The 25,884-nt window shown below is 67.4% G+C and carries 22 protein-coding genes; 11 read left to right on the plus strand and 11 right to left on the minus strand.

Going from position 1 to position 25,884, the window contains the following annotated elements; genetic code table 11:
- Window positions 1–250 precede the first annotated feature (250 nt).
- The 4 genes from VH569_RS07875 (at window position 251) to VH569_RS07890 (ending at window position 4,626) form a co-directional block, all read left to right on the plus strand.
- Complete coding sequence (locus VH569_RS07875; protein WP_423314838.1) at window positions 251–1,066, plus strand: enoyl-CoA hydratase/isomerase family protein; 816 nt, start codon at window positions 251–253, stop codon at window positions 1,064–1,066.
- A 32-nt stretch (window positions 1,067–1,098) separates the two neighbouring features.
- Window positions 1,099–2,280, plus strand: coding sequence for an acetyl-CoA C-acyltransferase family protein (locus VH569_RS07880; RefSeq protein WP_423314839.1), 1,182 nt, complete (start codon window positions 1,099–1,101; stop codon window positions 2,278–2,280).
- A 245-nt stretch (window positions 2,281–2,525) separates the two neighbouring features.
- Window positions 2,526–3,707, plus strand: coding sequence for a quaternary amine ABC transporter ATP-binding protein (locus VH569_RS07885; RefSeq protein ID WP_423314840.1), 1,182 nt, complete (start codon window positions 2,526–2,528; stop codon window positions 3,705–3,707).
- Window positions 3,700–4,626 carry an ABC transporter permease gene (locus tag VH569_RS07890; RefSeq protein ID WP_423314841.1) on the plus strand — a complete coding sequence of 309 codons (927 nt, stop codon included), beginning with the start codon at window positions 3,700–3,702 and terminating at the stop codon, window positions 4,624–4,626. The genes VH569_RS07885 and VH569_RS07890 overlap by 8 nt, the downstream gene beginning before the upstream one ends.
- 2 nt (window positions 4,627–4,628) lie before the next feature.
- Here VH569_RS07890 and betI read toward each other — a convergent pair whose 3' ends face one another.
- Entirely contained in the window at window positions 4,629–5,204 is a 576-nt protein-coding gene (betI, locus tag VH569_RS07895) for a transcriptional regulator BetI (protein WP_098736529.1), read from the minus strand.
- A 190-nt stretch (window positions 5,205–5,394) separates the two neighbouring features.
- Here betI and VH569_RS07900 point away from each other — a divergent pair, with 190 nt between their 5' ends.
- From VH569_RS07900 to VH569_RS07925, 6 genes are all read left to right on the plus strand, one after another.
- Window positions 5,395–6,369, plus strand: coding sequence for a choline ABC transporter substrate-binding protein (locus tag VH569_RS07900; protein WP_423314842.1), 975 nt, complete (start codon window positions 5,395–5,397; stop codon window positions 6,367–6,369).
- Between the two features lie 258 nt (window positions 6,370–6,627).
- The gene (locus tag VH569_RS07905; RefSeq protein WP_423314843.1) at window positions 6,628–9,315 is read left to right on the plus strand and encodes an ATP-binding protein; all 2,688 of its coding nucleotides are present in this window, start codon (window positions 6,628–6,630) and stop codon (window positions 9,313–9,315) included.
- A 72-nt stretch (window positions 9,316–9,387) separates the two neighbouring features.
- The gene (locus VH569_RS07910; protein ID WP_423314844.1) at window positions 9,388–10,938 is read left to right on the plus strand and encodes an ABC transporter substrate-binding protein; all 1,551 of its coding nucleotides are present in this window, start codon (window positions 9,388–9,390) and stop codon (window positions 10,936–10,938) included.
- Window positions 10,939–10,984: 46 nt separating this feature from the next.
- Window positions 10,985–12,439: a diguanylate cyclase gene (locus tag VH569_RS07915; protein ID WP_423314845.1), complete on the plus strand. Its 1,455-nt coding sequence runs from the start codon at window positions 10,985–10,987 to the stop codon at window positions 12,437–12,439.
- A gap of 380 nt (window positions 12,440–12,819) precedes the next feature.
- The gene (locus VH569_RS07920) at window positions 12,820–13,794 is read left to right on the plus strand and encodes a pyridoxal-phosphate dependent enzyme (RefSeq protein ID WP_423314846.1); all 975 of its coding nucleotides are present in this window, start codon (window positions 12,820–12,822) and stop codon (window positions 13,792–13,794) included.
- 230 nt (window positions 13,795–14,024) lie between these two features.
- The gene (locus tag VH569_RS07925; protein WP_423314848.1) at window positions 14,025–14,681 is read left to right on the plus strand and encodes a YitT family protein; all 657 of its coding nucleotides are present in this window, start codon (window positions 14,025–14,027) and stop codon (window positions 14,679–14,681) included.
- Window positions 14,682–14,714: 33 nt separating this feature from the next.
- On the opposite strand, the gene VH569_RS07930 is transcribed toward VH569_RS07925, so the two are convergent.
- From VH569_RS07930 to VH569_RS07945, 4 genes are all read right to left on the minus strand, one after another.
- Window positions 14,715–15,437: a fused DSP-PTPase phosphatase/NAD kinase-like protein gene (locus VH569_RS07930; RefSeq protein ID WP_423314849.1), complete on the minus strand. Its 723-nt coding sequence runs from the start codon at window positions 15,435–15,437 to the stop codon at window positions 14,715–14,717.
- A 79-nt stretch (window positions 15,438–15,516) separates the two neighbouring features.
- A complete protein-coding gene (locus VH569_RS07935) occupies window positions 15,517–16,515 on the minus strand; it encodes a hypothetical protein (protein WP_423314850.1) in 999 nt (332 codons plus the stop codon).
- A 5-nt stretch (window positions 16,516–16,520) separates the two neighbouring features.
- A complete protein-coding gene (locus tag VH569_RS07940; RefSeq protein WP_423314851.1) occupies window positions 16,521–17,564 on the minus strand; it encodes a hypothetical protein in 1,044 nt (347 codons plus the stop codon).
- A gap of 121 nt (window positions 17,565–17,685) precedes the next feature.
- Complete coding sequence (locus VH569_RS07945) at window positions 17,686–19,200, minus strand: bifunctional metallophosphatase/5'-nucleotidase (RefSeq protein WP_423314852.1); 1,515 nt, start codon at window positions 19,198–19,200, stop codon at window positions 17,686–17,688.
- A 175-nt stretch (window positions 19,201–19,375) separates the two neighbouring features.
- Here VH569_RS07945 and VH569_RS07950 point away from each other — a divergent pair, with 175 nt between their 5' ends.
- Entirely contained in the window at window positions 19,376–20,074 is a 699-nt protein-coding gene (locus tag VH569_RS07950; RefSeq protein ID WP_423314853.1) for a type 1 glutamine amidotransferase, read from the plus strand.
- On the opposite strand, the gene VH569_RS07955 is transcribed toward VH569_RS07950, so the two are convergent.
- From VH569_RS07955 to VH569_RS07980, 6 genes are all read right to left on the minus strand, one after another.
- Window positions 20,040–21,698 carry an NTP transferase domain-containing protein gene (locus VH569_RS07955; RefSeq protein WP_423314854.1) on the minus strand — a complete coding sequence of 553 codons (1,659 nt, stop codon included), beginning with the start codon at window positions 21,696–21,698 and terminating at the stop codon, window positions 20,040–20,042. The two genes, VH569_RS07950 and VH569_RS07955, sit on opposite strands and share 35 nt — an antisense overlap.
- A 126-nt stretch (window positions 21,699–21,824) precedes the next feature.
- Window positions 21,825–22,541, minus strand: a complete 717-nt coding sequence (locus VH569_RS07960) for an XdhC family protein (protein ID WP_109047834.1) — start codon at window positions 22,539–22,541, stop codon at window positions 21,825–21,827.
- Window positions 22,538–22,867 carry an XdhC family protein gene (locus tag VH569_RS07965; RefSeq protein WP_174469352.1) on the minus strand — a complete coding sequence of 110 codons (330 nt, stop codon included), beginning with the start codon at window positions 22,865–22,867 and terminating at the stop codon, window positions 22,538–22,540. Before VH569_RS07965 ends, VH569_RS07960 begins: the two co-directional genes overlap by 4 nt.
- Window positions 22,864–24,081, minus strand: coding sequence for a vWA domain-containing protein (locus tag VH569_RS07970; protein ID WP_423314856.1), 1,218 nt, complete (start codon window positions 24,079–24,081; stop codon window positions 22,864–22,866). The genes VH569_RS07965 and VH569_RS07970 overlap by 4 nt, the downstream gene beginning before the upstream one ends.
- A 7-nt stretch (window positions 24,082–24,088) precedes the next feature.
- Window positions 24,089–25,012, minus strand: a complete 924-nt coding sequence (locus VH569_RS07975; protein ID WP_423314857.1) for an AAA family ATPase — start codon at window positions 25,010–25,012, stop codon at window positions 24,089–24,091.
- 70 nt (window positions 25,013–25,082) lie between these two features.
- Window positions 25,083–25,874 (minus strand): FAD binding domain-containing protein, encoded by a 792-nt coding sequence (locus VH569_RS07980; protein WP_423314858.1) that lies wholly within the window; start codon window positions 25,872–25,874, stop codon window positions 25,083–25,085.
- Window positions 25,875–25,884: the final 10 nt, after the last annotated feature.

The following is a 25,884-nucleotide window of genomic DNA, read 5'->3' on the forward strand; positions in this document are numbered from 1 at the left end:
CAGTGCGTCAGGGCCGGAAAGCCGGTCGGGGGCCAATGATGCATGGCGATGCTCCGAATCTCTGTTTGCGTGCGGTGCTGCGACCTGTCGCAAGGTCCAACAGCCAAGCCATGGATTCGGTCCGTCGCCGGGGCGGGGAGCAGGGATGCGGCTCAGGGATATGAGTGACCGTTGGGTCAACCGGACCGTTGACAGGGCATACCGATCGGTAACATACCTTCCGTCAGGTAGAGATTCGGGAGACGCCAGGATGTCCGACACCGCGCCCGCCACCCCATCGCCGGTCCAGCTCGTCCGCGAGGGGGCGGTGTCCTGGATCCGGTTGAACCGTCCCGGCGTGCTGAACGCGCTGGACGAGCCGACCGCCGCCGCCTTCCTCGACGCCTGCCGCAGCGTGGCGGAGGAGGGCGGGACGGGGCCAACGCGGGTGCTGGTGATCGCCGGCAACGGCCGCGGCTTCATGGCCGGCGGCGATGTCGGCCGCTTTGCCGACGATCCCGCCACCGCCCCGGCGGTGGCCGGCGCCATCATTGCCCATCTGCACGAGGCGCTGCGCGTACTCGACCGGCTGGACGTGCCGGTCCTGGCCTCCGTCCATGGGCCGGTGGCCGGGGCGGGGATGAGCCTCGCCAGCGCCGCCGACCTCTGCATCGCCGCCGACGATGCCAAATTCACCATGGCCTATGCCCGCATCGGCGCCACCCCCGACGGGTCGGGCAGCTTTCATCTGCCGCGCCTCGTCGGTCTGCGCCACGCCATGGAGCTGGCGATGCTGTCGGAGGTGATCGACGCGGCGGAGGCATTGCGGATCGGGCTGGTCAACCGGGTGGTGCCGGCGGCATCCCTGGTGGAAGAGACGGCGAAGCTGGCCGAACGGCTCGCCGCCGGGCCGACCGTCGCCTATGCCGGCGTCCGCCATCTGATGCGCCAGTCCTTCGACCGGACGCTGGACCGGCAGTTGGATGCCGAGCGCGACCGCTTCCTCGCCACCGCCGCCACCAGCGACTTCATCGAAGGCGTCAACGCCTTCATCGCCAAGCGCAGGCCGGACTTCACCGGCCGCTGACCGTCTTTATTGTCCGAGAAGTGGACCGAACCATGCAGAACGACATCGTCATCGTCGGCGCCGCCCGCACCGCCATCGGCGGCTTCGGCGGCAGCCTCAAGGATGTGCCGCTGACCCGGCTCGCCACCGTTGCGGTCAAGGCGGCGCTGGAGCGGTCCGGCGCCGCGCCCGACGCCGTCGGCCATCTGGTGATGGGCAACGTCATCCCGACCGAGACCAACGATGCCTATCTCAGCCGCGTCGCCGCCATCGATGCCGGCATCCCCATCGGTACGCCCGCCTTCAACGTAAACCGTCTCTGCGGCTCCGGCCTTCAGGCCATCGTCTCGGCGGCGCAATCCATCGCGCTCGGCGACTGCGACGTCGCCATCGGCGCCGGTGCGGAATCGATGAGCCGCGGCCCCTATTTCGTGCCGAGCGCCCGCTGGGGCACCCGCCTGGGCGATGGGGCGCTGGTCGATTACATGAACGGCATCCTGCACGACCCCTGGCAGAAGATTCACATGGGGGTGACGGCGGAGAATGTCGCCGCCCGCTACGGCATCGACCGCGAGGCGCAGGACGCCCTGGCGCTGGAAAGCCAGCGCCGCGCCACCCATGCCATCGCCGAAGGCCGTTTCAAGGACCAGATCGTCCCGGTGGAGATCGCTTCGCGCAAGGGCACCATCGTCTTCGACACCGACGAGCATGTCCGCGGCGACGTCACCCCCGAAGGGCTGGCGAAGATGAAGCCGGTCTTCAAAAAGGACGGATCGGTCACCGCCGGCAACGCCTCCGGCCTGAATGACGGCGCCGCCGCGGTGGTGCTGGCCGATGCCCGCCGCGCCGAGGCGCTGGGGCTGAAGCCGCTGGCCCGTCTCGTCGGCTATGCCCATGCCGGCGTCGAGCCCGATTACATGGGCATCGGCCCGATCCCGGCGACCCGCAAGGTGCTGGAGCGGACCGGCCTGTCGGTCGGCGACCTCGACGTCATCGAATCCAACGAGGCTTTCGCGGCCCAGGCCTGCGCGGTGATCCGCGAGCTGGATTTCGACCCGGCCAAGGTGAACCCCAACGGCTCCGGCATCTCGCTCGGCCATCCGGTGGGGGCGACCGGCGCCATCATCACGGTGAAGGCGATCCATGAATTGCACCGCACCGGCGGCCGGTATGCCCTGGTGACCATGTGCATCGGCGGCGGCCAGGGCATCGCCGCCATCTTCGAGCGCGTCTGAGGCTCTAGGCCAGAGGATCCTGGCAGGTACGGGTGGGACCGCCCGCCCGTACTCAAAACTCGCAACCGGTTTTTCATTGAACGATCAATCAAAATAAAATCGACCTCCGCCTGCGGCCAATTGCGCAACGGCGCCATCAAAATGCAGATTTCGTGAACGCAGCTATCGACCGCGCCCCTCGTCTCGGGGCAATCTACGGCCCGATTGCTTTAACCCTGGTCTGTTGCGTTCCGGAAGCCTTGCCCATGACGACGATTCTGCCCACGCCCACCGGTTCGTCTTCGGCGACGATTGGACAGGTGCGTCTGGCGGTGCGCGGCCTGCGCAAGGTCTTTGCCGACGATCCCCGCCCGGCGCTGGAGATGCTGCGCCGCGGGGCGACCAAGGCGGAAGTCCTGCATCGGCTGAACGTCAATGTCGGCGTCGCCGAGGCCAGCTTCGACATCCGGGCGGGCGAGATCTTCGTCATCATGGGCCTATCGGGGTCGGGCAAATCGACCATCGTCCGGCTGCTGAACCGCCTGATCGAACCGTCGGAGGGGGAAATCCGGCTGGATGGCCGCGACCTGACCGCGTTGCCGTACGCCGACCTCGTCGAGGTGCTGCGGCGGGACATGAGCATGGTTTTCCAGTCCTTCGCCTTGCTGCCCAACCGCACCGCGCTGGAGAATGCCGCCTTCGGGCTGGAGGTGGCCGGAGTGAAGCGGGCCGAGCGGCGCAAGGCGGCACTGGCCGCCCTGGAACGGGTCGGTCTGGCGGACTATGCCGACCGCTATCCGGACGAGCTGTCCGGCGGCATGCAGCAGCGGGTGGGGTTGGCCCGCGCTCTGGCCAAGAACCCGACGATCATGCTGATGGACGAGGCCTTCTCGGCGCTCGACCCGCTGATCCGCACCGACATGCAGGACGAGCTTCTGCGGCTTCAGCGCGAGGATGCCCGCACCATCGTCTTCATTTCCCACGATGCCGAGGAGGCGATGCGGATCGCCGACCGCATCGCGGTGATGGAGGAGGGCCGGATCGCCCAGATCGGCACCCCGGCGGACATCCTGCGCGCGCCGGCCGACGAGTATGTCCGCGCCTTCTTCCGCGGCGTCGATGCCTCGCGCGTGTTGCGTGCCCGCGACCTCGCCCGGCCGCCCGACGATGGGACCGCGGGCGAGCCCGGACGGTTCCGTTACCGCACCGATGCGGCCGGCTGTTTCCGCGGCGTGCTGGCCGGCGATGGCACATCGGCCCTGTTCGGGCTGGAGCCGGTGGCGGCCGACACGCCGATCCATGCCCTGCTCGGCCGGGTCGCCGCAGCCCCCTGTCCGCTGCCGGTCGTGGAGCCGGACGGCCGGCTCATCGGCGTGATTTCCCGTGCGGCGCTGCTGGCGGCGCTCGATCGTGGCGAGACCGCCGGGCGCGAGGTGCGGCATGGCTGACATCGCCCTGCTGGACATCGAGTGGCTGAACGAGACCATCGGCGGCGGCATCGCCCGCGGCGCCGAATGGCTGGTGACGACGATCCTCGACCATGGTCAGCCGGTGCTGACGGTCATCGCCGCGACGGTGGACGGGTTGGGCGAGGCGTTGGACGGACTGTTGCTCGGGGTGCCGCCCTGGTGGCTGGCGCTGGTGCTGTCGGCGGTGGCGCTCTGGCGGGTCGGACGCGCCTTCGCGCTGTTCACCCTGCTGTCGCTGGGCGGGATCTTCGTGATGGGACTGTGGGAGCCGACGGTTTCCACCCTCGGGCTGGTTCTCGCCTCCACCGTGCTCAGCCTGATCGGCGGGGTGCCGCTCGGCATCTGGATGGCGCGCAGCAAGATCGCCGACGGGGTGGGCAAGACCCTGCTGGATCTGATGCAGACGATGCCGGCCTTCGTTTATCTGATCCCGGCGGTGCTGTTCTTCGGCCTGGGCCGGGTGCCCGGCATCATCGCCACCGTGGTCTTCGCCATGCCGCCGGCGGTGCGGCTGACGGCGCTCGGCATCCGGCAGGTGCCGGTGGAACTGGTCGAGGCCGGGCGCGCCTTCGGCTGCCGCGACCATCAGCTCCTGTTCAAGATTCAGCTGCCGAACGCCCTGCCGTCGATCATGGCTGGGGTGAACCAGACCATGATGATGGCGCTGTCGATGATCGTCGTCGCCTCGATGATCGGCGCCGGCGGGCTGGGCAACGTGGTGCTCCAGGGCATCCAGCGCCTGGACATTGGCCTCGGCGTGCAGAGCGGTCTGGCCGTCGTTCTATTGGCCGTCGTGCTCGACCGCATCACGCAGAGCTTTGGCCGGGTGGGCGGTCGCGGTGCCGGCCGCCGCCGGGCCGCCGCCGGGACTGCCGGACGGCGCTGGTGGCGGCGGTGAGGTCAGGCGTTCAGTTCGGAATCGAGGTAGCCCAGAGCCACCGCCCGGGCGGCGCTGCCGTCCATGGCGCCGGTCAGGGCGAAGCGCAGCCACAGCCCGTCGATCATCGCCGCCAGCCCGACGGCCACCCGCTCCGCCCGGTCCGGCGGCAGCAGAGGGCGAAGGGCATGCAGCAGGTTGGAATGCAGCCGGCGGGCATTGATCCGTTGCAGCCGGGCCAGCGCCGGGTTGTGCGGCGCCTGCGCCCAGAAGCCGAGCCACGCCGCGACCACCCGCGGCTCGAACTGGCCGGGGGCGAAGTTGCAGTCGACGATCGCCTCCAGCCGGGCGCGCGGCGAATCGGCGGTCGCCAGCCGCTGCGTCGCGTCGTCGCGCAGCTGTTGCAGCATGCTGCGCATGGTCGCGGACAGCAGCTCGTCCTTGCCGCCGAAATAATGGTGGATGATGCCCGGCGAAACGCCGGCCCCCCGGCTGATCGTCTGGACCGTGGTGTCGGCCAGACCATGCTCGCCCATCGAGGTGATGGTGGCGTCGATCAACTGGCGGCGGCGGATCGGTTCCATTCCGACTTTGGGCATGGGGCTGGCGGTCTCCTGTCCTGTTCCGCCAAGGCGGTTCCACCGCCACCTTGGCCTGTACCGCAACAAATGCGCCATTTTCGCCGGTCCGTCGATGGCGAAATCGGCAGACCCGGTAACGCAGACCGGATGGACCGGACGACAAAGCCCAGACAACAAGCCCGAACGACAAGAAAGAGGAGTTGAGGATATGAACGGATGGAACGCTCTGGCCAAGGGGATCGCGGGTGCCGGCATCGCCGCGGTCGTGACGCTGGGCGCCGGCGGGGCGCTGGCCGCCGAACCGGCCTCCTGCAAGGCGGTGCGCTTCGGCGACGTCGGCTGGACCGACATTGCGGCGACGACGGCGCTCGCCTCCGTCACGCTTGACGCGCTGGGCTACAAGCCGACCACCACCATGTCGTCGGTGCCGCTGGTCTATACGGGCATGAAGACCAAGTCGCTGGACGTCTTTCTCGGCAACTGGATGCCGACGATGGAGCCCTTCGTGAAGCCGGTTCTGGAAGACGGCTCGGTCGAGGTGACGCGCGTCAATCTGGAAGGCGCCAAATACACGCTGGCCGTGCCGAAATACGCCGCCGAGGCCGGGCTGAAGACCTTCGCCGACATCGCGAAGTTCAAGGACAAGCTGAGCGGCAAGATCTATGGCATCGAGGCCGGTAACGACGGCAACCTGATCATCGACAAGATGCTGAAGGCCGACGCCTTCGGCCTGAAGGACTTCAAGCTGGTGGAATCCAGCGAGGCCGGCATGCTGGCCGAGGTGAAGCGCGCGACGCGCAACAAGGGCTGGGTGGTCTTCCTGGGCTGGGAACCGCACCCGATGAACAAGAGCTTCGAGCTGACCTATCTGGAGGGCGGCGACGACTGGTTCGGCCCCAACCTGGGCGGCGCCACCGTCAGCACCAACGTCCGCAAGGGCTATGGCGCTGAATGCCCGAATGTCGGCAAGCTGCTGTCCAACCTGTCCTTCACGCTGGCGATGGAAAACGCCGTGATGGACGACATCATGAACGGCAACAAGAAGCCGGACGCCGCCGCCAAGGCCTGGCTGAAGAAGAACCCCGACGTTTTGAAGAGCTGGCTGTCGGGGGTCACCACCATTGATGGCAAGGACGGTCTGGCCGCGGTGCAGGCCAAGCTCGGCGTCGCAACCAAGTCGTAACGGGCCAAGTCCTAACCGGCCAAGTCGTAAACGGCATCAGATGGGGCGGGATGGAGCGGCGTTTCGCCCCATCCCGCCTATCGCTTTCTTTCCGGTGGCTTTATCCCTTTGCCACGGTCCATTGCTCTGCTAAGGCCCATTAGGTCCTGAGTGCGGAGCGTTCGTGGCGGGTCGCCATTCACCCTTTTCCGGGAGCCTGCCCCTCTCCCGGCACTCTTACCGGGCAGCCGGCGCGCGTGATTGCGCGGCGGGACGCGCATGAGGATTCGCTCGCGCATCGCGGTCGTCGGGGGCGTGCCGGTCATGGTCGCGGCGGTCATCGCGGTGGCCGGCGGGCTGCTGCTGGCCCGCAGCGAGCGGGTTTACGAATCGGCGGTGCTCGCGGGTTCGGTCTATCGCGACGTGCTGGCGGCGACCGCAGCCCGCATCGACTATCTTCAGGTTGCTCCCGCCGACCGTGCCAGCCGCGCCGACCGTTTCGAGAGCATGTCGGACTCGGCGGCGGCCGAATTGCGCCAGCTGGACAAGGCCGGATCGGCCAACACCCACCGGGCGGAGGTGGAGCGTGCGACCGCCGTGCTGGCGCGCTATGTCGACCAGATGCGCAGTTTCATCCAGGTGACCGCCGCGAACGACTCTGCGGTGGCCGACATGGGGCTTCACGCCTCCACCCTGATGGCCCTGACCGACCGCGCCCGCGAACGCCAGCATGCCGCCAACGTCGATTCCCTCGGATCCCTGACGGAGGCCGACCAGCGCCTGCGGGACAGCCGCGACGTGGTCGACAGCGCCCACGAACTGCGCGAGGCGATGCTGGATTTGCAGCGGGCGGAGGCCCAGCATGTCGCCGCCCTCGGGTTCGGGGTCGGGCTGTTCGGCAGCGGCCGTCCCTTGACCCTGGCCGATTTCCACATCGCCATCGACAGGCTGATCGGGACCGCCGACCGGTTGCAGTCGGCCTTGGATCGGACCGACCCGCTGGTCGATCGCTATCCGGCGAAGCAGTCTGCCGCCCGCTATGCCGCCACGGTGGACGGATTGCAGGCCGCCGTCACCGAACTGCGTTCGGCCCAGGCCGAACGTGACGCCGCATTGAGCCGCTTCGAAGCGGCTGTGCAGGTGGCAGCGGGGCTGGGGGGCGACGATGCCGAACGGCCGGCCATCAGCAGTCCCCTGGGCGAGCGGATGCTGGCCGAGCAGGTCATCCGCACGCTGCCGGTGGTGCGGGCGCTGGTGCTGACCGGAACGCTGAACCGCCAGCCCGACGTGACCTTCCTGTCCTCCATGCTGCCGTCCTTGCGTGCGCCGCTGGACGGGCTTTACCGGGTCCAGGCCCGTGCCGCCGCGGCCCAGCAGGCGCTCGAAGCCGCACAGCGCGCCGGGGCGGAAGCGGCATCCGCCATCGAGGCGCTGACCGCCCGCATCCTGATGGTCAAGGCCACCGGTTACACCGCGATCCAGGACGAGGTGGTGCAGCTGATCGCCTACGCCATCCAGGCCAACGACACCGAGCAGGAGACGCAGAACGTCGCCGTCGTCGCCCTGCGTCTCGGCCGGCGGGCCGCCGACGCGGTGGCGGTGCGCGATGCGGAGGAGGCCGACCGCATCGTCGCCGATGCCGGCGCCCTGCTGGAAACGGTGCGCGGCCTTCCCATGTCGCCGCTGTTGCAGGACGAGGTGCTGTCGGCCATCCGCAACTGGCGGGACAGCCTGCGCCGCACCGCCGAGGGGCTGCGCCGCCTCAACCAGCTGCTGATCACCATGGACCGCGATGCCGGCGCGCTCGTGGAAACCGCAAGGCAGCTGGACGAGACCTTCCGGGACGAAGCCGCGCGCATCGGCGAGCTGCTGACCCGTATCCTGGTGATCGGGGCGACCATCGGCCTGCTGCTGGGCGGCGGTGCGGCGGCGGTGGTGGCCCGGTCGATCAGCCGGCCGGTGCTGCGCCTGCAAAAGCAGATGACCCGGCTGGCCGAGGACCCGCTGGCCGGCCCGATCGACGGCACGCGTCGCCAGGATGAATTCGGTGCGATGGCGCGTGCCGCCGCCTTCTTCATCCGCGAGATCGGTCTGCGCGAACAGGCGGCCCGGCAGGCGAAGGACCGCGCCGACCGCGCCCTGGAAGACCTGCGCCGCACCCAGGCCGATTTGATCCAGGCGGAAAAGATGGCGTCGCTGGGTGGCCTGGTTGCCGGCGTGGCGCACGAGATCAACACGCCGCTGGGCAATGCCCTGATGGGAGCCACCCATCTGGAGGACCGGCTGGCGATCCTGGCGCGGCAGGCGAGCGGGGGCAATCTGCGCCGCAGCGACTTCGCCGAGTTCCAGGAGACGGCGGACGAGATCGCCCGGCTGCTGGTGCTGAATCTCCAGCAGGCCTGCGAGCTGGTGCAGAGCTTCAAGCAGGTTGCCGCCGACCAGACCAGCGGCGAGGAACGGCTTTTCCTGCTGAAGCCTTATCTGGAGGATCTGGCGACCAGCCTCAGCCCGTCCTGGCGGCGGGCGGGCCACAGCCTGCGGGTGGACTGTCCTGAAACCATCGAGATCGACGGTTTCCCTGGCGTTCTGGCACAGATCCTGACCAATCTCGTGATGAACTCAATCACTCACGCCTACCGCGAAGGGCAGCGGGGGCAACTGCTGATTACCGCCGCGGCGCAGGGCGCCGACATGGTGACGCTGGTCTACTCCGACGACGGCCGCGGGATTGCACCCGCCGATCTGGGGCGGGTGTTCGATCCGTTCTTCACCACCCGGCGCGGTGCGGGCAGCACCGGTCTCGGCCTGCACATTGTCTATAATCTCGTGGTCAATCGGCTGGGTGGAAAGATCGCGGTGGACAGCCTTCCCGATAGAGGCGTGCGGTTCACCATTCGCTTTCCACGACGATTTGCCACTGATAACATGACGTTGGTCGCCGCAGTGCCATCCCCGCAGGAGCAGTGAATGCCTTTGCCGCCGAAGACGTTGACGCGGACTCTTGCAAAGGGGGGGGCTGTTCTTTTCGGGCTTGCGACCATGCCCGGTGCGGCGCTGGCGGAGAAGTCTCTCGTCTACTGCACCGAAGGAAATCCGCAGAGCTTCAATGCGCAGTTCTCGACCTCCGGCACCACCGTGAATGCGGTCACACCGCTCTTCAACAATCTGGTTGAAATGGGGCCGGATGGACAAATCACGGACAGCGGTCTGGCCGAATCCTACACGATCTCGGCCGACGGTCTGATCTATGATTTCCATCTTCGCCGGAATGTGAACTTCCATTCCAACGATCTGTATAGCCCGAGCCGGCCGCTCAACGCCGACGACGTTCTGTTTACCTTCGAACGTCAATGGCATGCCGACCACCCCTACCATAACGTCGGGCCGGCAACCTATGATTACTTCAGGGATATGGGGCTGCCGACCCTGTTGAAATCGGTTGTGAAGTTGGACGACCATACCGTCCGCATCACCCTGGATCATCCGGAAGCGCCCTTCCTCGCCGATCTGGCGATGCCGTTCCTGTCGATCCAATCCGCCGAATATGCGGATTTCCTGATGAAGTCAGGCCGGCAGATGTCGTTCGACGATACGCCCATCGGAACGGGACCGTTCCGGCTGGTGTCCTACCAGAAGGACGTGGCGATCCGTTACAAGGCCTTCGACGGCTATTGGCGCGGGCGCCAGCCGCTGGACAATCTGATCTACTCGATCACGCCGAACATCGCGGTTCGCCTGAACAAGCTGCGGTCGGGTGAATGCCACGTGATGATTTTCCCCAACCCGACCGAGTTGGGGAACATCGAGAAGGATCCGAATCTGGTGCTGGAACGGCAGGATGGGCGGAATGTCGCCTATATGGCGCTCAACACCCAAAAGCCGCCGCTCGACGATGTGCGGGTGAGGCGGGCGATCACGCTGGCGATCGACAAGCGCACCCTGGTCGACGCGGTCTATCAGAATGGCGGGATGCCGGCCAAGAACCCGATTCCGCCCGGCATGTGGTCCTACAATGACAGCATCGAGGATCACCCGTTCGATCCGGTCGAGGCACGCCGTCTGCTGGTCGGGGCCGGTCATGGCGAAGGCTTCACTCTCGACCTGTGGTACACGCCGGTGACGCGCCCTTATCTGCCCAACGGCAAGCGTGCCGCCGAAATGATCCGGGAGAATCTGGAACGGGTCGGGATCAAGCTGACCCTGAAGACCGAAAGCTGGGGCAACTATCGCCGCCAGGTCACCCAGGGCGACCAGGACATGGTGCTCTATGGCTGGACCGGTGACAATGGCGATCCCGACAATTTCCTGTATTTCCTGCTGAACTGCGGTGCGGTGCGTCCCGGTGGCGCCAACATCGCGAGATGGTGCAATCCCGATTTCGAAGAGCAGATCACCAAGGCCAAGGTGACCAGCGATGTCTCCCGCCGGACTGCCCATTACCGCACAGCCCAGCAGATCTTCCATCAGGAAGTCCCGTGGTTTCCCATTGCGAACTCGATCATCGTCGTCGCCCACCGCAAGGAGGTGAAAAACTACACGAACAACATCTTCAATCAGGATTTTTCAGGTGTCGACATCGAGGCCCGGTGAGTACAGGCTTATGCAACTTTCAACTGGGCAATTCCCGGCAGGTGACATGTCGCCCGACGATCTGATGTTCGAGGATGACGAAGCCGGCACAGTGCCGGCGCGGCTGACGACGGCGGCTGTGCCATGGCCGGTGCTGGTGGTCGACGACGACGAGCAGGTGCATGCGATGACGCGTGTGCTGCTGAACGATTTCGAGTTCGAAGGCCGCCGCTTCGCCATCGTCAGCGCCTTTTCCGCAGCGGAGGCGCGGACGATCCTGGCCGAGCGGCCGGACCTGCCCGTGGTCCTTCTCGACGTCGTGATGGAAACGCAGGATGCGGGCTTGCGTCTGGTCCATCACATCCGGCGCGATCTGGGCAACCGCCACATTCGCATCATCCTGCGCACCGGCCAGCCCGGACAGGCGCCGGAACGCGACGCCATCGTCGCCTATGACATCAACGACTACAAAAGCAAGGCGGAGCTGACCGCCCAGAAGCTGTTCACCAGTCTGGTCAGCGCCGTGCGCGGGTGGCGCGATCTGGTCACCATCGAGACGCTGAACCAATCGCTGGAGCATCGCGTCGCCGAACGCACGGCACAGCTGGAACGGCAGACCGCCTTGGCCGAGGAGCAGCGCCGCTTCATCGAAAATCTGGTGGAGCTGATGCCGAGCCCGGTCTGGTACAAGGATTCGGCCGGCCGCTATGCCCTGTGCAACCGTGCCTTCCGCGAGCTGTTTCCGAACGCCGCCGACGGGGCCGAATGGTCATCCGAGGGTCAGGAACTTCCAGGCCAGGATCTGCCGGAACAGGTTTTCCCGGAACAGGCCCCGTCCGGTACGACGGCCTTTTCCTTCGAAACCAGCGTTGCCGGGCCGGACGGCGACGCACGTGAGCTGCTGGTGGTGAAGCGTCCGCTGAGCTCGCCGGATGGTGCCGCGACCGGCGTGATCGCCATCGCCACCGATATCACGGAGCGGCGGCGGATGGAACGCGAACTCCAGCGCCTCGCCACCACCGACCCGCTGAGCGGTGCCCACAACCGCCGGCATATTCTGGAGCTTCTGGAACGTCTGCTGACTGGGCTGGACGTTGTCCCGGAGGGGCGTCAGGCCGCCGGCATGGCCTGCCTGATCATGCTCGACATCGACCATTTCAAACGCATCAACGACGAGATGGGCCACGGCGCCGGCGATCTCGCGATTCGCCGGGTGGTCGAGGTGATCCGCGGCCAGATGCGCGCGACCGACCAGATCGGTCGCATCGGTGGGGAGGAATTCGCCATCCTGCTGCCGGACAGTTCGCGAGCCGACGGTGTGGCCATCGCGGAGCGGCTGCGCAGCGGCCTCGCCGCGTTGGCAATCGAGCTGTCGGATGGCCGGAACTTCCAGCTGACCGGAAGCTTCGGTCTGACCGAGGTGCAGACGCTGGGAGATACGGTGGAGAGCGTGCTGGGGCGGGCCGATCAGGCGCTCTACCGCGCCAAGGCGCTCGGGCGGAACCGGGTCGAGGTGATGTGAACGGGTGTATCGACCTGCGACAATTTGAACGATGACGGCTTGACCGCCGCTGCAACAACGGGTATCCAGATCCCATGAAGACCACCGACACCATGCGAATGCGAATTACCGGCCCGGCGCTCTGAAGCGTCGAAGAGTTGCCGTCTTCGTGTTCAATGGTCGTGTGGAGTGTGTGGCGTGTCGCTGCACCATGTGGTTCCCGGAACCCTCAATCCGGTTCATGACAGGTCCAACCCTCTGACCGCTGTTGCGGTGGCGTCTTCTTGCGTCCGTTTCGGCGAGCGAATGTGTGGCTCGGTGCGAATTATTCTCCCGGCCCGCTGAGGCGGTCCGGGGCACGCCCGACTTACCCAAAAATTCGTTCGCCGAGGATCTTCGCGATGTTCACCGCGCATGCCGATGCCGCGCGCACCCTTTCCGTCTGCGCTCCCCGCCACCGATCCCTTGAAGACCGCCTGCCGGCATGGCTGCCCTTGTCGGCGGTGACCGATGCCGCCGAGCGGCTGTCCGGCCAGATCGTCCGCACGCCGCTGCTGCATGCGCCGACGCTGGGCCGGGACCTGTGGCTGAAGGCGGAGGTGTTCCAGGCCACCGGCGCCTTCAAGGAGCGCGGCGCGCTGAACCGCCTGCTGCGGCTGACGGCACCGGAACGGGCCGGCGGTGTGGTGGCGATGTCGGCCGGCAACCATGCCCAGGGGGTGGCGCTGCATGCCGCCCGCCTTGGGGTACGGGCCACCATTGTAATGCCGGAGACGGCCCCGCGCTGTAAGGTGGAGCGCACTGCGGAACTGGGTGCCGAGGTGGTGCTGCATGGCGCCACGGTCGGCGAGGCGAAGGGCAGGGCGCTGGAACTTGCGGTGGAACGCCGGCTGACCTTCCTCCATCCCTATGACGATCCCGACGTGATCGCCGGACAGGGAACTGTCGGGCTGGAGATCCTGGCCGACCGGCCGGATGTCGACACGGTGGTGGTGCCGGTCGGCGGCGGCGGCCTGCTGGCCGGGGTGGCCGCCGCGGTGAAGGCGCGGAACCCCTGGGTGCGGGTGATCGGCGTCCGCCTGGCCCGGCGGGGCGGTCCGACACTGGCCGACGGCATCAACGTCCATGCGCTGGGCAAGCTGCCACAGGCAATCGTGAACACCCTTGTCGACCGGGTGGTCGAGGTGGAGGAGGCGGAGATCGCCGCGGCGATGAGGGCGCTTCACCGCTCCTTCGGCGTGGTGGCGGAGGGAGCCGGGGCTGCGGGGATCGCCGCGGTGCTCGGCGGCCGGCTGGGACGGACCGGACGGACGGTGGCGGTTCTGTCCGGCCGCAATGTGGACGGCGACACGCTGGCGCGGACGCTGGCGGCGTGATCCGCCGCTATTCATCAGGGTTATGTTGCTGCCCCTCCCCATTCATTGCCGTCGTCGCGGAACGCTGGAGGTGGTGGGGCGGCTGGCACCAAAGGACCGCCACCTCAGCCATCCCCTCGCAAATCGCATATCTCGTCTCTTCACCGAAGCGAAGTATGGATAGGTCAGTAGAAATGACCTATATTGGTCGTCGCGTGTAAACACACAGGCGACACCGAGGGGTAGCTGGCATGACGAACAATTCCGCCTCGACCATTTCGTCATCCCCTGCTTCGGTCACTTATGAACGCCCGAAGGCGGCGCACAGTGTCTTTGATAATTTGCAAGGACAACTGTTCGGTATTGTCATGACATCCTTCGGCATTGCCATTCTTCATGCCGCGGGTCTGGTCACCGGACAGGCGGCGGGACTCGCCTTTGTGATTTCTTACGCAACCGGCATCGATTTTGGAACTCTGTTCTTCCTGGTTAATCTGCCCTTCTATTTTCTTGCGCTGGCGCGCATCGGCGTCGGATTCACGATCAAGTCGCTGATCGCGGTGACCGGCATCGCCGTGCTGTCGGGGCTGCTGCCGACGATGATGAGCTTCAGCGCCATCAACCCCTATGTCGCGGCAGTGCTGGCCGGCTTCTGTGTCGGGATCGGCGTCATCGCCCTGTTCCGCCATGGCGCCAGCGGCGGCGGGGTCGGCATTCTCGCCTTTTACCTGCAGGAAAAGACCGGCTTCCGTGCCGGCTGGCTACAGTCGCTGTTCGATCTGGCGGTATTCTCGGCTGCGGCCTTCGTGCTCGATTGGCCGGCGCTGCTGGCGTCCATCCTGGGGGCTGCGGTGCTGAACGCTTTCGTCGCCTTCAACCACCGCGCCGACTGGTACGTCGCCCGCTGAACGGACTGGGGCCGCCCAGGGGAGGGGGCCGCTCTATTCGCGGCCCAACACCCGGTCGACCACCGCGTCGGCCCATTCCCGCGACCGGAAGCTCGCCTTGGCATCCACCGGGTCATAGACACGCTCGACCCAATCCCAGAAGGCGATGGGACGTTTCTGGTTGTAGGCGGCATACAGCTCGAAGAAGTAATCGAGAATGCCGGTCTTCGCCTGCTTGAAATGGCCGTACTTCCAGGACAGCTGCTTCATCGCCTGTTCGAGCGGCTGGCCTTCATGGGCGAACAGATACAGCGTCGACATGAAGCCGGCGCGGTCGGCGCCCGACTTGCAATGCATCAGCGCCGGATAGGTCATCGTCTTGAACAGCTCGCGCGCCTTCAGAAGGGTTTCCTTCTTCGGCATGTCGCGGGAGTTCACCGGGAAATCGACCAGTTCCAAGCCATGGGCGCGGCAGGCCTCCGCCTCCAGGATGTAGGAGGCGCAGTCGCGCGAGCCGCGCAGGTTCAGGATCGACTTCACCCCGTTGCGCGCCGCCGCCGCGATGTGCGAGGGCGAGGGCTGGCTCGCCCGGTACATGTTGGGGGAGATGCGATAGGTGTTGGAATAGATCAGCCGGAAACAGGCATGGTCGATGAACACGGCTTCCAGATGGCCGAGCGCGCGCTGCCATGGCGTTGCCATGCGGCTTCGGCTGCGCTTGATCGCATCGGCCAGCGCGGTGGTGGTGACCGCCCGCAGGGTGCTTTTCTTCGCCAACTCAAACCTTCCGACTCTGACGGAACGCCAACATAGGCATGGTCGGCGTTCCGTCAAGAACCCCATTGCGAGAAACGGGTCACGCCACCCTGTCTTGCAGCCGCACATACATGCCGTACTGGGCAGCCAGCGTCAGCACGATTTCCATGTACAGGTTGATCAGGCCGTTGGCGTAGAAGGCCGGACAGCCGGTGTAATGGCGCTCTCCCGTCATCGCGGTCGGCTCGATCAGGTCGGTGTTGAGCACGATCAGGTCTTTGTCCGGATCGTAGAGGAAGGCCGACTGGTCGGTGCGCAGCGGGTGGATGGCCTGATGGTCGTCCGCCTCGATCTTTCCCGCCGCCATGAACTGGCACAGCATGCCCAGGCTGCCCATCGCCAGCGGCAGCACCTGCTTCAGGCTGCGGCGGGCGAGGTCGTCGTAGGCCGCGGCCTCCAGCCCCGGCCGCAGCAGCGGCGCCGCTTCCACCAGATTCCAGCAGACATGGAGCGCGGTGTGGCTGCCGGTCTTGGTGATCGACAGCATGTCGTAGCCGGACGGGCCGTGCAGCACCGACTTCTGCAATTCGCGGCCCAGCACATAGCCGGCGGCGGCCATGTCGGTGATGGTTCCCTCCGTCCGGCAGCGGTCCTCCTCCACCATCACCTTGATCGCCCAATCCTTGATGATGGCGTCGAGCAGGTGGCAGACGGAGTCGCGCAGGAAGCCGACCATGCGGTCGGGATCGGCGGCGGCCATGCCGTCGGGGTCGGCGAAGTCCAGCCCGTGAGGCGACTCCGGCGGGGTGGACAGCCGCAGATGGCCGTCATCGTTCAGCGGCATGCGGGCGATGATGTGCTCCCGCAAATCGACATAGAGGAATCCCAGCAGCGCGTTGATCGCAACCTTCTCGAAATCCTCCTTGCGGGTGTCGGCATGGGCCGGGCAGTGGCCGGCCAGAGTCAGCAACTCCTCGCTGAGCAGATAGTTCGGGTCTTCGGCGATGCGGTGCAGGATGGGCGCGAGGTTGATCCGGGTCATCCCGGCTTCCTCATGCGCGCCGGCATAGGTCAGGGCGAAGTCGTTGGTGCGGGCCATCGGGCTCAGCCCTCCTGCAGGCGGTCGTAGACGGAGTAGTCGAGGGCCAGCCCGGCGACGATGTCGAGATACAGCTTGATCAGGTTGGTGGTGTAGAAGGCCGGGCAGCCGGTGTAATAGCGCTCGTTCGGCTTGGCGAAGGTGACGATGGGATCGGCGTTCAGCCGGATCAGCCCGTTGGCGTCCAGGATGAAGGCCTTCTGGTCTTTGGGCAGCCGGTGCACCGCCAGGCCGTCGGGCGGCTCGATCCCGCTTTCCTCCATGTAATGGACCAGCATTCCCAGGCTGGACATCGACAGCGGCACGATCTGCTTGAGGCTGCGGTGGACGAGGTCGTCGTAGAAGGCGGCGTCCTGTCCCGGCACCAGCAGCGGCGCGGCCTCCACCATCGCCCAGCAGATGTGGATGGCGGTGTGGCTGCCGGTCTTGGTGATCGACAGCATGTCGTAGCCGGCGCGCTGGTAGAGCGGCGAATGTTCCAGCACCGTGCGCAAGACGAAGGTCGCCGCCGCCTCCAGCGAGATCTCGCCGGAGCCCTGGGAGCGGAAATACTCCTCCTCCCGCACCAGATCGACGGCCCAGCCGGTGATCAGCCCGTCCAGCAGATGGCAGGTCGCGTCGCGCAGGACCGAGCAGAACACGTCCGGCGCCGCCGCGGCCATGGCGGCACGGTCGGCCGGGTCCAGCCCGTGCGGCGAGCGCGGCGGGATGGGGAGCATCGGCCGCCCATCCGCATCGAAGGGCAGCTTGCCGGCGATGTGGTCGCGCAGCCGGCTGAACAGCAGGGCCAGCAGGCTGTTGACCGCCACCTTGTCGGCGTCGTCCTGCGGGATCGGGGCCGCCGCTTCTGCGGCGCCGTCGGTCTTGCCGGCATGGAACGGGCATTGCCCGGCGCCCTGGCGGAACTCCTGGCTGAACAGGAAATTCGGATCGGTCTGGACGCGTTGCAGGATGTGCGCGATCGACACCCGGCCCAGCCCGGCCTCGCCATGGGCGGTGTTGAAGGTCTGGGCGAAGTCGTTGGAACGGGCGGTCAGGGTATCGGACATGCGGCGGCCTTGGGCGCTGGTCTGAGGGCGGATCCGGGGCGGACGGGCTACCCTAAAGGGAAAAGGCCGCCACACGCAACGGAGTGACGGCCCAGGGCACTATAATGTCCCGGCGCCTGCGTTATTTTGCCACGATCCTGCCGTCCACCGTCGGAGCCACCGTTTTCTTGGCCTCGACGTAGTTCATCACGATGGTCGCCAGCAACACCGCGCCCGACGCATCGACGATGACTTTGGAGCGCGGGAAGGCGGCATAGCCGTCGCCGCCCTTCAGCATGTAATCGTTGGTGGCGACGCGGTAGGTCGCCTGCGGGTCCACCGGCTTGCCGCCGACCAGGATCGAGGTCACCCGCCGCCCTGCCGGCGCCTTCGGGTCGTAGGTCATGGTCAGGCCGGAAACCTGCGGGAAGCGGCCGGCCTTCTCCTCCACCTTGCTGACGCCGTGTTCGAGGGTGGAGATCAGATCCTGCCCCGACATGTCCACCAGCACGCCGACATTGCCGAAGGGCAGTTCGGCGAAGATGTCCTTGCGGGTCAGCCTGGACCCGGCGGGATGCAGCGCGTCGGCGCGGATGCCGCCGCCGTTGGTGATGGCGACGTCGGCCTTCAGCGTGTCGCGCAGGGCGTCGGCGATCAGGTTGCCCATGCTGGCCTCGCGGCTGCGCACCACGTCCTTGCGGCTGTCAAGCTCCGTGGTCGTGGTGCCGATCACCGCCGCCAGATCGCTGTCGAGCCGCTTGGTGTAGCCCTCCACCACCGTCTCCACCTCCGGATCGGGAGCGACGCCGGCAGTGGTGACGAAGCGCCATTCGGTCGGGACGGTGGTGGTCGCCGGTCCCTTGTCGGCATCTTTCGTTTCGACCGCGAGTTTTACGACGCCGAGATACTGCGCGTCATGCCCGGCCTTCAGGATCAGGGTGGACCCTTCGTAGAAGCTGATCGGGTCATGGTCGTGGCCGCCCAGGATCAGGTCGATGCCCTTGACCTTGGACGCCAGTTCGCGGTCCTCCTCGATGGTCAGGTGGGTCAGCGCCACCACGACCGACGCCCCCTTCGCCCGCAACTCCTTCACCGTCGCCGCCGCGGTCTCCAGCACCGGCGGGAAGTCGAGGCTCGGCCCGGCGCTCGACAGGCGGGCGGTGTCGGGGGTGATCAGCCCGAGGAAGCCGACGGTGATGCCGTCGATGGTCCGGGTCCAGCTCGGCACCGTGCTGGCGAAGGCGGAGCCGTCGGCCGCCCGCACATTGGTGCCGATCCATGGAAATTTCGATTCGGCCATGCGCTGCTTCAGCAGGTCGGGACCGAAGTCGAATTCATGGTTGCCGAAGGTCACCGCATCGACGCCAATGGCATTGAACAGCGCGATCATCTGCTCGCCGCGCGTCGTGCCGGACAGCAGCGACGGGGACAGGAAATCGCCGCCGACCGTGGTGATCGCATCCGGGGCGGCGGCGCGTTCGCGCTTCAGCAGGGTCATCAGCGGCCCGAACCCGCCCTGTCCCTTCACCGGCGCTATTTCATACACGTCGTTGACGTGTAGGAAGGTCAGCGTGCCGCTTTGCGCCCAGGCGGGCAGGGCGGCGCCGAGCATGATGGCGAAGAGCGGTGCTGCGACGAGACGGGTGCGGGACAGCATGAGGAACGGACCTCCGGCAGGAAACTTCGGACACTCTAGACCAGCTTTCCGCCCCCGCGCATAGCGGCTTTGCACATCGGCGCATGCGGTCGGGTAAGGCTGTGGCTTGAACTCTGCCCGCGACGGTCTCACAACTTCATGACAGCCCTACCAACGACGCGAGCCGAGCAGACCCATGCGCATTCTGGTCGTTCAGAACAGCCGTACCGCCCCCATCGGTCTGGTGGGCGATGCGCTGACCGACAACGGCGCCACCCTCGTCACCATCGCCGCCAACGAGGGGGAGGCGATCCCCGATAAGGACGGCTACGACGGTCTGGTGGTGCTGGGCGGTCCGCAGGACGCCTGGGACGACGAGAAGGGGCCGCATTTCGGCCGGGTGATGGAGTCGATCCGCGACTTCACCGAGGCCGACCGGCCGGTGATGGGCATCTGCCTGGGCGCGCAGCTGGCGGCCCGCGCCTATGGCGCCAAGGTCTACCGCCACACCATTCCGGAACTGGGCATTCATCGCGTCAGCCTGACCGAAGGGGCGCAGGACGACCCGCTGCTTGGCGGCTTCGGTTCCGAACTGAATCTCGCCCAGTGGCATTACGACACCTTCGAGTTTCCCGAAGGCGCCGTGCCGCTGGCTTACAGCGAAGCCTGCGACCGTCAGGCCTTCCGCCTCGGCCGCGCCACCTATGCCTTCCAGTTCCACCCCGAGGCTACCGGCGACATCCTGCGCGGCTGGGCCTCGCGCATCCGGGAGGAGGCGCGGCAGAGCAATGCGGAGATGCTGCACGGGCTGGAAGACTCGATCGTTACACACCTGCCGGTGGCGGAGCAATTCACCCGCTCTATGACGCGGCGTTGGCTGGATCTGGCGCGCTGACCGGTCCACTGCCGGCCGCCTCGGTGAAGCGGGCCAGCAGGTCGGGGGTGTCGACGTCGTAGAGGATGCCGGCATCGTCGACCGGCACCTCGCACAGCCGGTCGGCATGCTGGCCGATCAGCCGCTTCGCCCCGGCATCGCCGCTCAGCGCCGCCATCTCCGTGAAGAAGGCACGGTCCCACAGCACAGGATTGCCTTGCTTGCCGTGGGTGGTTGGGATGCAGATCGCGCGGCCTTCCAGCGGGCTGTAGGCGGCGATCAGCCGGTCGATCACGGCGGACGCCACCCGCGGCATGTCGCCCAGGCAGACGACCACCGCGTCGGATTCGCTCGGCACCGCCGCCAGACCGGCGCGCAGCGAACTACTGAGCCCCTCGGCGAAGGCGGGATTGTGGACGAAGGTGACGGGGCGGTCGGCCAGCGCCCGCGCCACGCTTTCCCCCTGGTGGCCGGTGACCACGATGACGGCGGCGGCCTGCGAGGCGAGGGCCGCATCGACGGCGCGGGCGACCAGCGGCGCGCCGTTGACCTCCGCCAGCAGCTTGTTGGTCGGCCCCATGCGGCTGGAGCGGCCGGCGGCCAGCACCAGAGCCGTGACGCGCGGGGCGCGGGGCGTTTCCGGCGAAGCGCCGGCGCGGGGCAGGGGGCGCGTCGGGATCTCGGCCAGCAGCCCGCCGACGCCCATCCGCATCACCTCCGACCGGCTGGGCGGAATGCCGGCGGCGATGCGCTGCAACACCCAGTCGAAGCCGTTCAGCTTGGGCGAGCGCGCACAGCCCGGCAGCCCGAGCACCGGTTTGCCGTCGCGCCGCGCCAGCAGCAGCAGGTTGCCGGGATCGACCGGCATGCCGAAATGCTCCACCACGCCGCCGGCCCGCTCGATGGCCGCCGGCAGGACATCGCGGCGGTCGGTGATGGCGGAGGCGCCGGCGATCAGCAGCAGGTCGGCGACCGGTGCCCCTGCGATCTGCGCCGCCAGCGCCGCCTCGTCATGGGCGCAGCACGAGTCATGGATCAGCGTGCCGCCGATGGCCTCGACCCGTTCCCGGGTCACGGCGACGGTCTTGTCGAGAACGCTGTCCTTAACCCCCGGAAGCCGTGTCTGGATCAGCGCCACCGACAGCGGGCGGTAGGGCAGCACGGCCAGCGGGGGCGGTCCATCCGTGGCGATCCGCTCCGCCCGCTCCACCGCGTCGGCGGGGGCGGCGAAGGGGATGATCTTGACGGTGGCCAGCATCTGTCCGGGCTCGACCGGGGCGAAGTCGGGCAGGGTGGCGATGGTGACGCTCTCGTCGATCTCGTTGATCGCGTCGATGCGGGACGGGGCGAGGCGCAGAAGGCCGTGCGCTTCGGCGAACAGATTGACCCGGCCGGTGAAGGCGGCGGCGACCTGGACGGTGCCGCCCGCCACGGCGGCGGCGATGCGGGTGGCGGCGGCATCCTCGCCGATGTCGGTATCGGACAGCTTGGCGGCGATCACCTCGGCGATGCCGGCCTCGCCCAGGGCTTTGAGGTCATCGGCCGACAGCCGGCGGCCCTTCTTGAAGGCGATGGAGCCCAGGCGCAGCGAGTGGGCGAGGATCGCGCCCTCGGCGTCGGACAGGGGAAGCGGGCCGAAGAACATGGGGGCTCCGGATGGGCGCGGTCGGTGTTCGCCGACGGATATGGCGACCGGGCCGGAGCGGGGCAATGGGCGGAAGGTGTGGGGTGGGGGGAGACGGCTAGGCTCCCCCACCCCGGTCCTCAGATCTCAGCAGGGATGGTTCTCGCCCCGTCGCACGCAGGTGATCTGGCCCATGATCGCGATGGCGATCTCCGCCGGGGTGACGGCGCCGATCGACAGCCCGACCGGGCCGCGGATGCGCTTGACCTCGACCTCGCTCAGCCCCTCGTCGCGCAGGCGATCGAGGCGCAGGGCGTGGGTGCGCTTGCTGCCCAGCGCGCCGACATAGAAGGCGGGGGACCGCAGGGCGGCGATCAGCGCCGGGTCGTCCAGCTTCGGATCGTGCGTCAGCGTGACCACCGCGGTGCGGACGTCGGGCTTCAGCTCGGCCAGCGCCTCGTCCGGCCACAGATGGTTCAGCTTCACGCCGGGGAAGCGCGCCTCGGTCGCGAAGGCGCCGCGCGGGTCGATCACCGTCACGTCATAGCCGGTCAGCGCCGCCACCGGGGCCAGCGCCTGGGCGATGTGCACGGCGCCGACGATCAACAGCCGCATGGCCGGGTTGTGGACATGCACGAACAGCCGGAAGCCGTCCTCGTCCTGCGGATCGACCAGCATGCCGGAACGATCCTGGCGGATGCGCCGGCGCACCTCGTCCAGCAGGTCGGGTTCCAGCCCGAAGCCGCCATGCACGGTGTCTTCGAAAACAAGCGTCTGGAGGCCGCTGTTAAGATCGGTCACCAGGGCAGCCGGAATTGCGTCGGCCTTCGCCGCAAGCAGCCGGTCCAGAATTTCGCGTTTCATTCCACGGCCTCGACATAGACCTGCACCTGTCCGCCGCAGGCCAGCCCGACTTCCCAGGCCATTTCGTTGGTGATGCCGAAGGACAGCAGACGCGGTTCGCCGTCCTCCATCGTCTTGGCCGCTTCATGCGCCACGGCGCTTTCGATGCAGCCGCCGGACACGGAACCGGCCATGGAGCCGCGGTCGTCGACCGCCATCTGGCTGCCGACCGGCCGCGGCGAGGAGCCCCAGGTCGACACAACGGTCGCCAGGGCCACCCTGCGGCCGGCTGTCCGCCATGCGGCCGCCTGTTCCACGATGTTGTCCGCCATCAGGGTGTCGTTCATCCCGCCGCCTCCTTCAACCAGCGGCGCAAGCCCGGGCTACGACGCGGACCGTCGGCCGACAAGGCGCCGGCCAGATCCGCGAGGCTGTTCAGGCTGTGGGCCGCACGAAAATCGTCCACATGCGGCAGCAACGCCCGGATGCCTGAGGATTTCGGCGCAAAGCCTTCCCAGCGCAACAAAGGATTCAGCCAGACGAGCCGCCGACAGCTTTTGTGCAACCGTTCGGCCTCTGCCGCAAGCCCTTCCCCTGCATCCCTGTCCAGCCCGTCGGTAATGAGAAGTACCACCGCACCCTGGCCCAGCACCCGGCGCGCCCAGGTCCGGTTGAAGGCGTGCAGCGCGGTGCCGATCCGTGTGCCGCCCGACCAGTCGGCGACCGCCCCCGACACGGCGTCCAGCGCCACATCGACGTCCTTGTGCCGTAGGTGCCGCGTGATGTTGGTCAGCCGCGTGCCGAAGACGAAGCTGTGCACACGGTCGCGGTCGTTGGTGACCGCATGCATGAAATGCAGCAGCATCCGCGAATAGCGGGTCATCGAACCGGAGATGTCGCACAGCACCACCAGCGGCGGCGGCCGGGTGCGGCGGCGCTTGCGGGCGAGGTCCGACAGGTCGCCGCCGCTGCGCAGCATCCGCCGCAGCGTGGCGCGCGGGTCCACCCGCGGGCCCATGGGGTCGTGGCGGTGGCGCCGTGTGGTGACCTCCGCCAGCGGCAGGGAGAGACGCGTCAGCAGGCGCCTGGCCTGCGCCATCTCCTCCCCCGTCATCTTCTCGAAGTCCTTGTCCTGCAAGCGCTCGGCGGCGGAGACGGTGAAGGAGGCGTCGATCTCGATCTCCGTCTTTTCCGGCTCCCCCTGTTCGGTGGCGCTGCCGTGCAGGGCCTCGGCAAGGCGCTGCGCCATTTCCGGCTGGTCGGGCGGCGCCTCCGTCCGCACCTTCGGCAGCATCAGCGACATCATCTTCTTCAGGATGTCGGGGTTGCGCCAGAAGACGTGGAAGGCCTGGTCGAACAGCTCGCTCTGGTCGTGGCGGTTCACGAAGATGGCGTGCAGCGCCCAATAGAAGTCGGTGCGGTTCGACAGGCCGACCGCCTCGACCGCCTCCACCGCCTGCAAGACCTTGCCCGGCCCGACCGGCAGGCCGGCGGCGCGTAGCGCACGGGCGAAATGCATCAGGTTGAGGGTGAGGCGGCCGGCCGGAACGGGGTCCGTCATGACGGCCTCACCGCGCGGTGGTGGCGGCCAGCTCGGTCTTGACCTGGGTCAGGATGCGCGCCGCCTCGCTGCCCTGGATGCGGGCGATGTCGTCCTGGTATTTCAGCAGCGTGCCCAGCGTGTCGTTGATGACGGAGGGCTCAAGTTCCAGCTGGTTCAGTTCCACCAGCGCCTGCGCCCAGTCCAGCGTCTCGGCAACCCCCGGCGCCTTGTAGAGGTCCAGGCCGCGCAGGGTCTGGACGAAACCGACCACCTGGGCCGCCAGCCGGGTATCGGCCTGCGGCGCCTTGACCGACAGGATCTCCCGCTCCCGCGCGGCGCCGGGGTAATCGACCCAATGGTAGAAGCAGCGCCGTTTCAACGCGTCGTGGATCTCGCGTGTGCGGTTGGAGGTGAGGATGACGATGGGAGGCTCCGGCGCATGGACGGTGCCGAATTCCGGGATCGAGACCTGATAGTCGGAGAGGATCTCCAGCAGATAGGCCTCGAACGGTTCGTCGGTGCGGTCCAACTCGTCGATCAGCAACACCGGCGGTCCGGCAAGGTCCGGTTCCAGCGCCTGGAGCAGCGGCCGCTTGACCAGGAAGCGTTCGGAGAACAGGTCGGCGGCGAGGGATTCGCGGTCCTGTCCGCCGGACGCCTCGGCCAGCCGGATTTCCATCATCTGACGGGCATAATTCCACTCATAGACGGCCGACGAGGCGTCCAACCCCTCATAGCATTGCAGCCGCAGCAGCTTGCGGCCGAGCGTCGCCGACAGGACCTTGGCGATCTCCGTCTTGCCGACGCCGGCCTCACCCTCCAAGAACAGCGGGCGCTTGAGCTTCAGCGCCAGGAAGAGTGCCGTCGCCAGCGAGCGGTCCGCGACGTAATTGCCGCGGGTGAGAAGCGCCAGCGTGTCATCGACGGAGGCGGGGAGGGCTGCGGTCATCGAGGGCCTTGGAAATGGACAGGAAATGCCCTCTCGCTCCCCTGGGGTAGGAGAGCGAGAGGGAGCTGAATCACCCCGCCGCTTCCACCGCGCGCTTCGCCATCACGGTGACGAGGTGAGCACGGTAGTCGGCACTGGCGTGGATGTCGGCGTTCAGGCCGTCGGCGCTCACCGACAGGCCGTTCAGCGCCTCAGGCCGGAAATCGGCCGCCAGCGCCGCCTCGAACGCCTTGGCGCGGAAGACGGAGCCGGCGGCGCCGGTCACCGCCACCCGCACCTCCGCGCCGAACTTCGCGACGAAGACGCCGACGATGGCGTAGCGGCTGGCAGGGTTGCGGAACTTGGCGTAGGCCGCCTTGTCCGGCCGGGAGTAGCGGACCGACTTGAGGATCTCGCCCGGTTCCAGCGCGGTTTCGAACATGCCGGTGAAGAAATCGTCACCGGCGATGGTCCGGCGGTCGGTGGTCACCGTGGCCTTGAGTGCCACCACGGCCGACGGGTAGTCGGCCGACGGATCGGCGTTGGCGATGGAGCCGCCCATCGTGCCCATGTTGCGGACCTGCCGGTCGCCGATGCCCTCGGCGAGGCTGGCGAGCGCCGGGATCACCCGCTTGACGAGGTCGGAGTGGGCGACCTCCGCGTGGCGGGTGAAGGCGCCGATCTCCAATCCTCCATCGGCCTCACGAATGCCCTTGAGTTCCGGAATGGCGCCGAGGTCGATCAGGTCGGTCGGTCGGGCGAGGCGCTGCTTGAGCGTCGGCAGCAGGGTCTGACCGCCGCCCAGCAGCTTGGCCTCTTCCGCCTGGATGGCGGTCGCCGCGTCGGCAAGCGATGTCGGCCGTTGGTACGTGAACGCGTACATTCTCTAGCCT

Origin of the sequence: Azospirillum sp. 11R-A (assembly GCF_049472615.1) — a bacterium.
GTDB lineage: Bacteria > Pseudomonadota > Alphaproteobacteria > Azospirillales > Azospirillaceae > Azospirillum > Azospirillum palustre.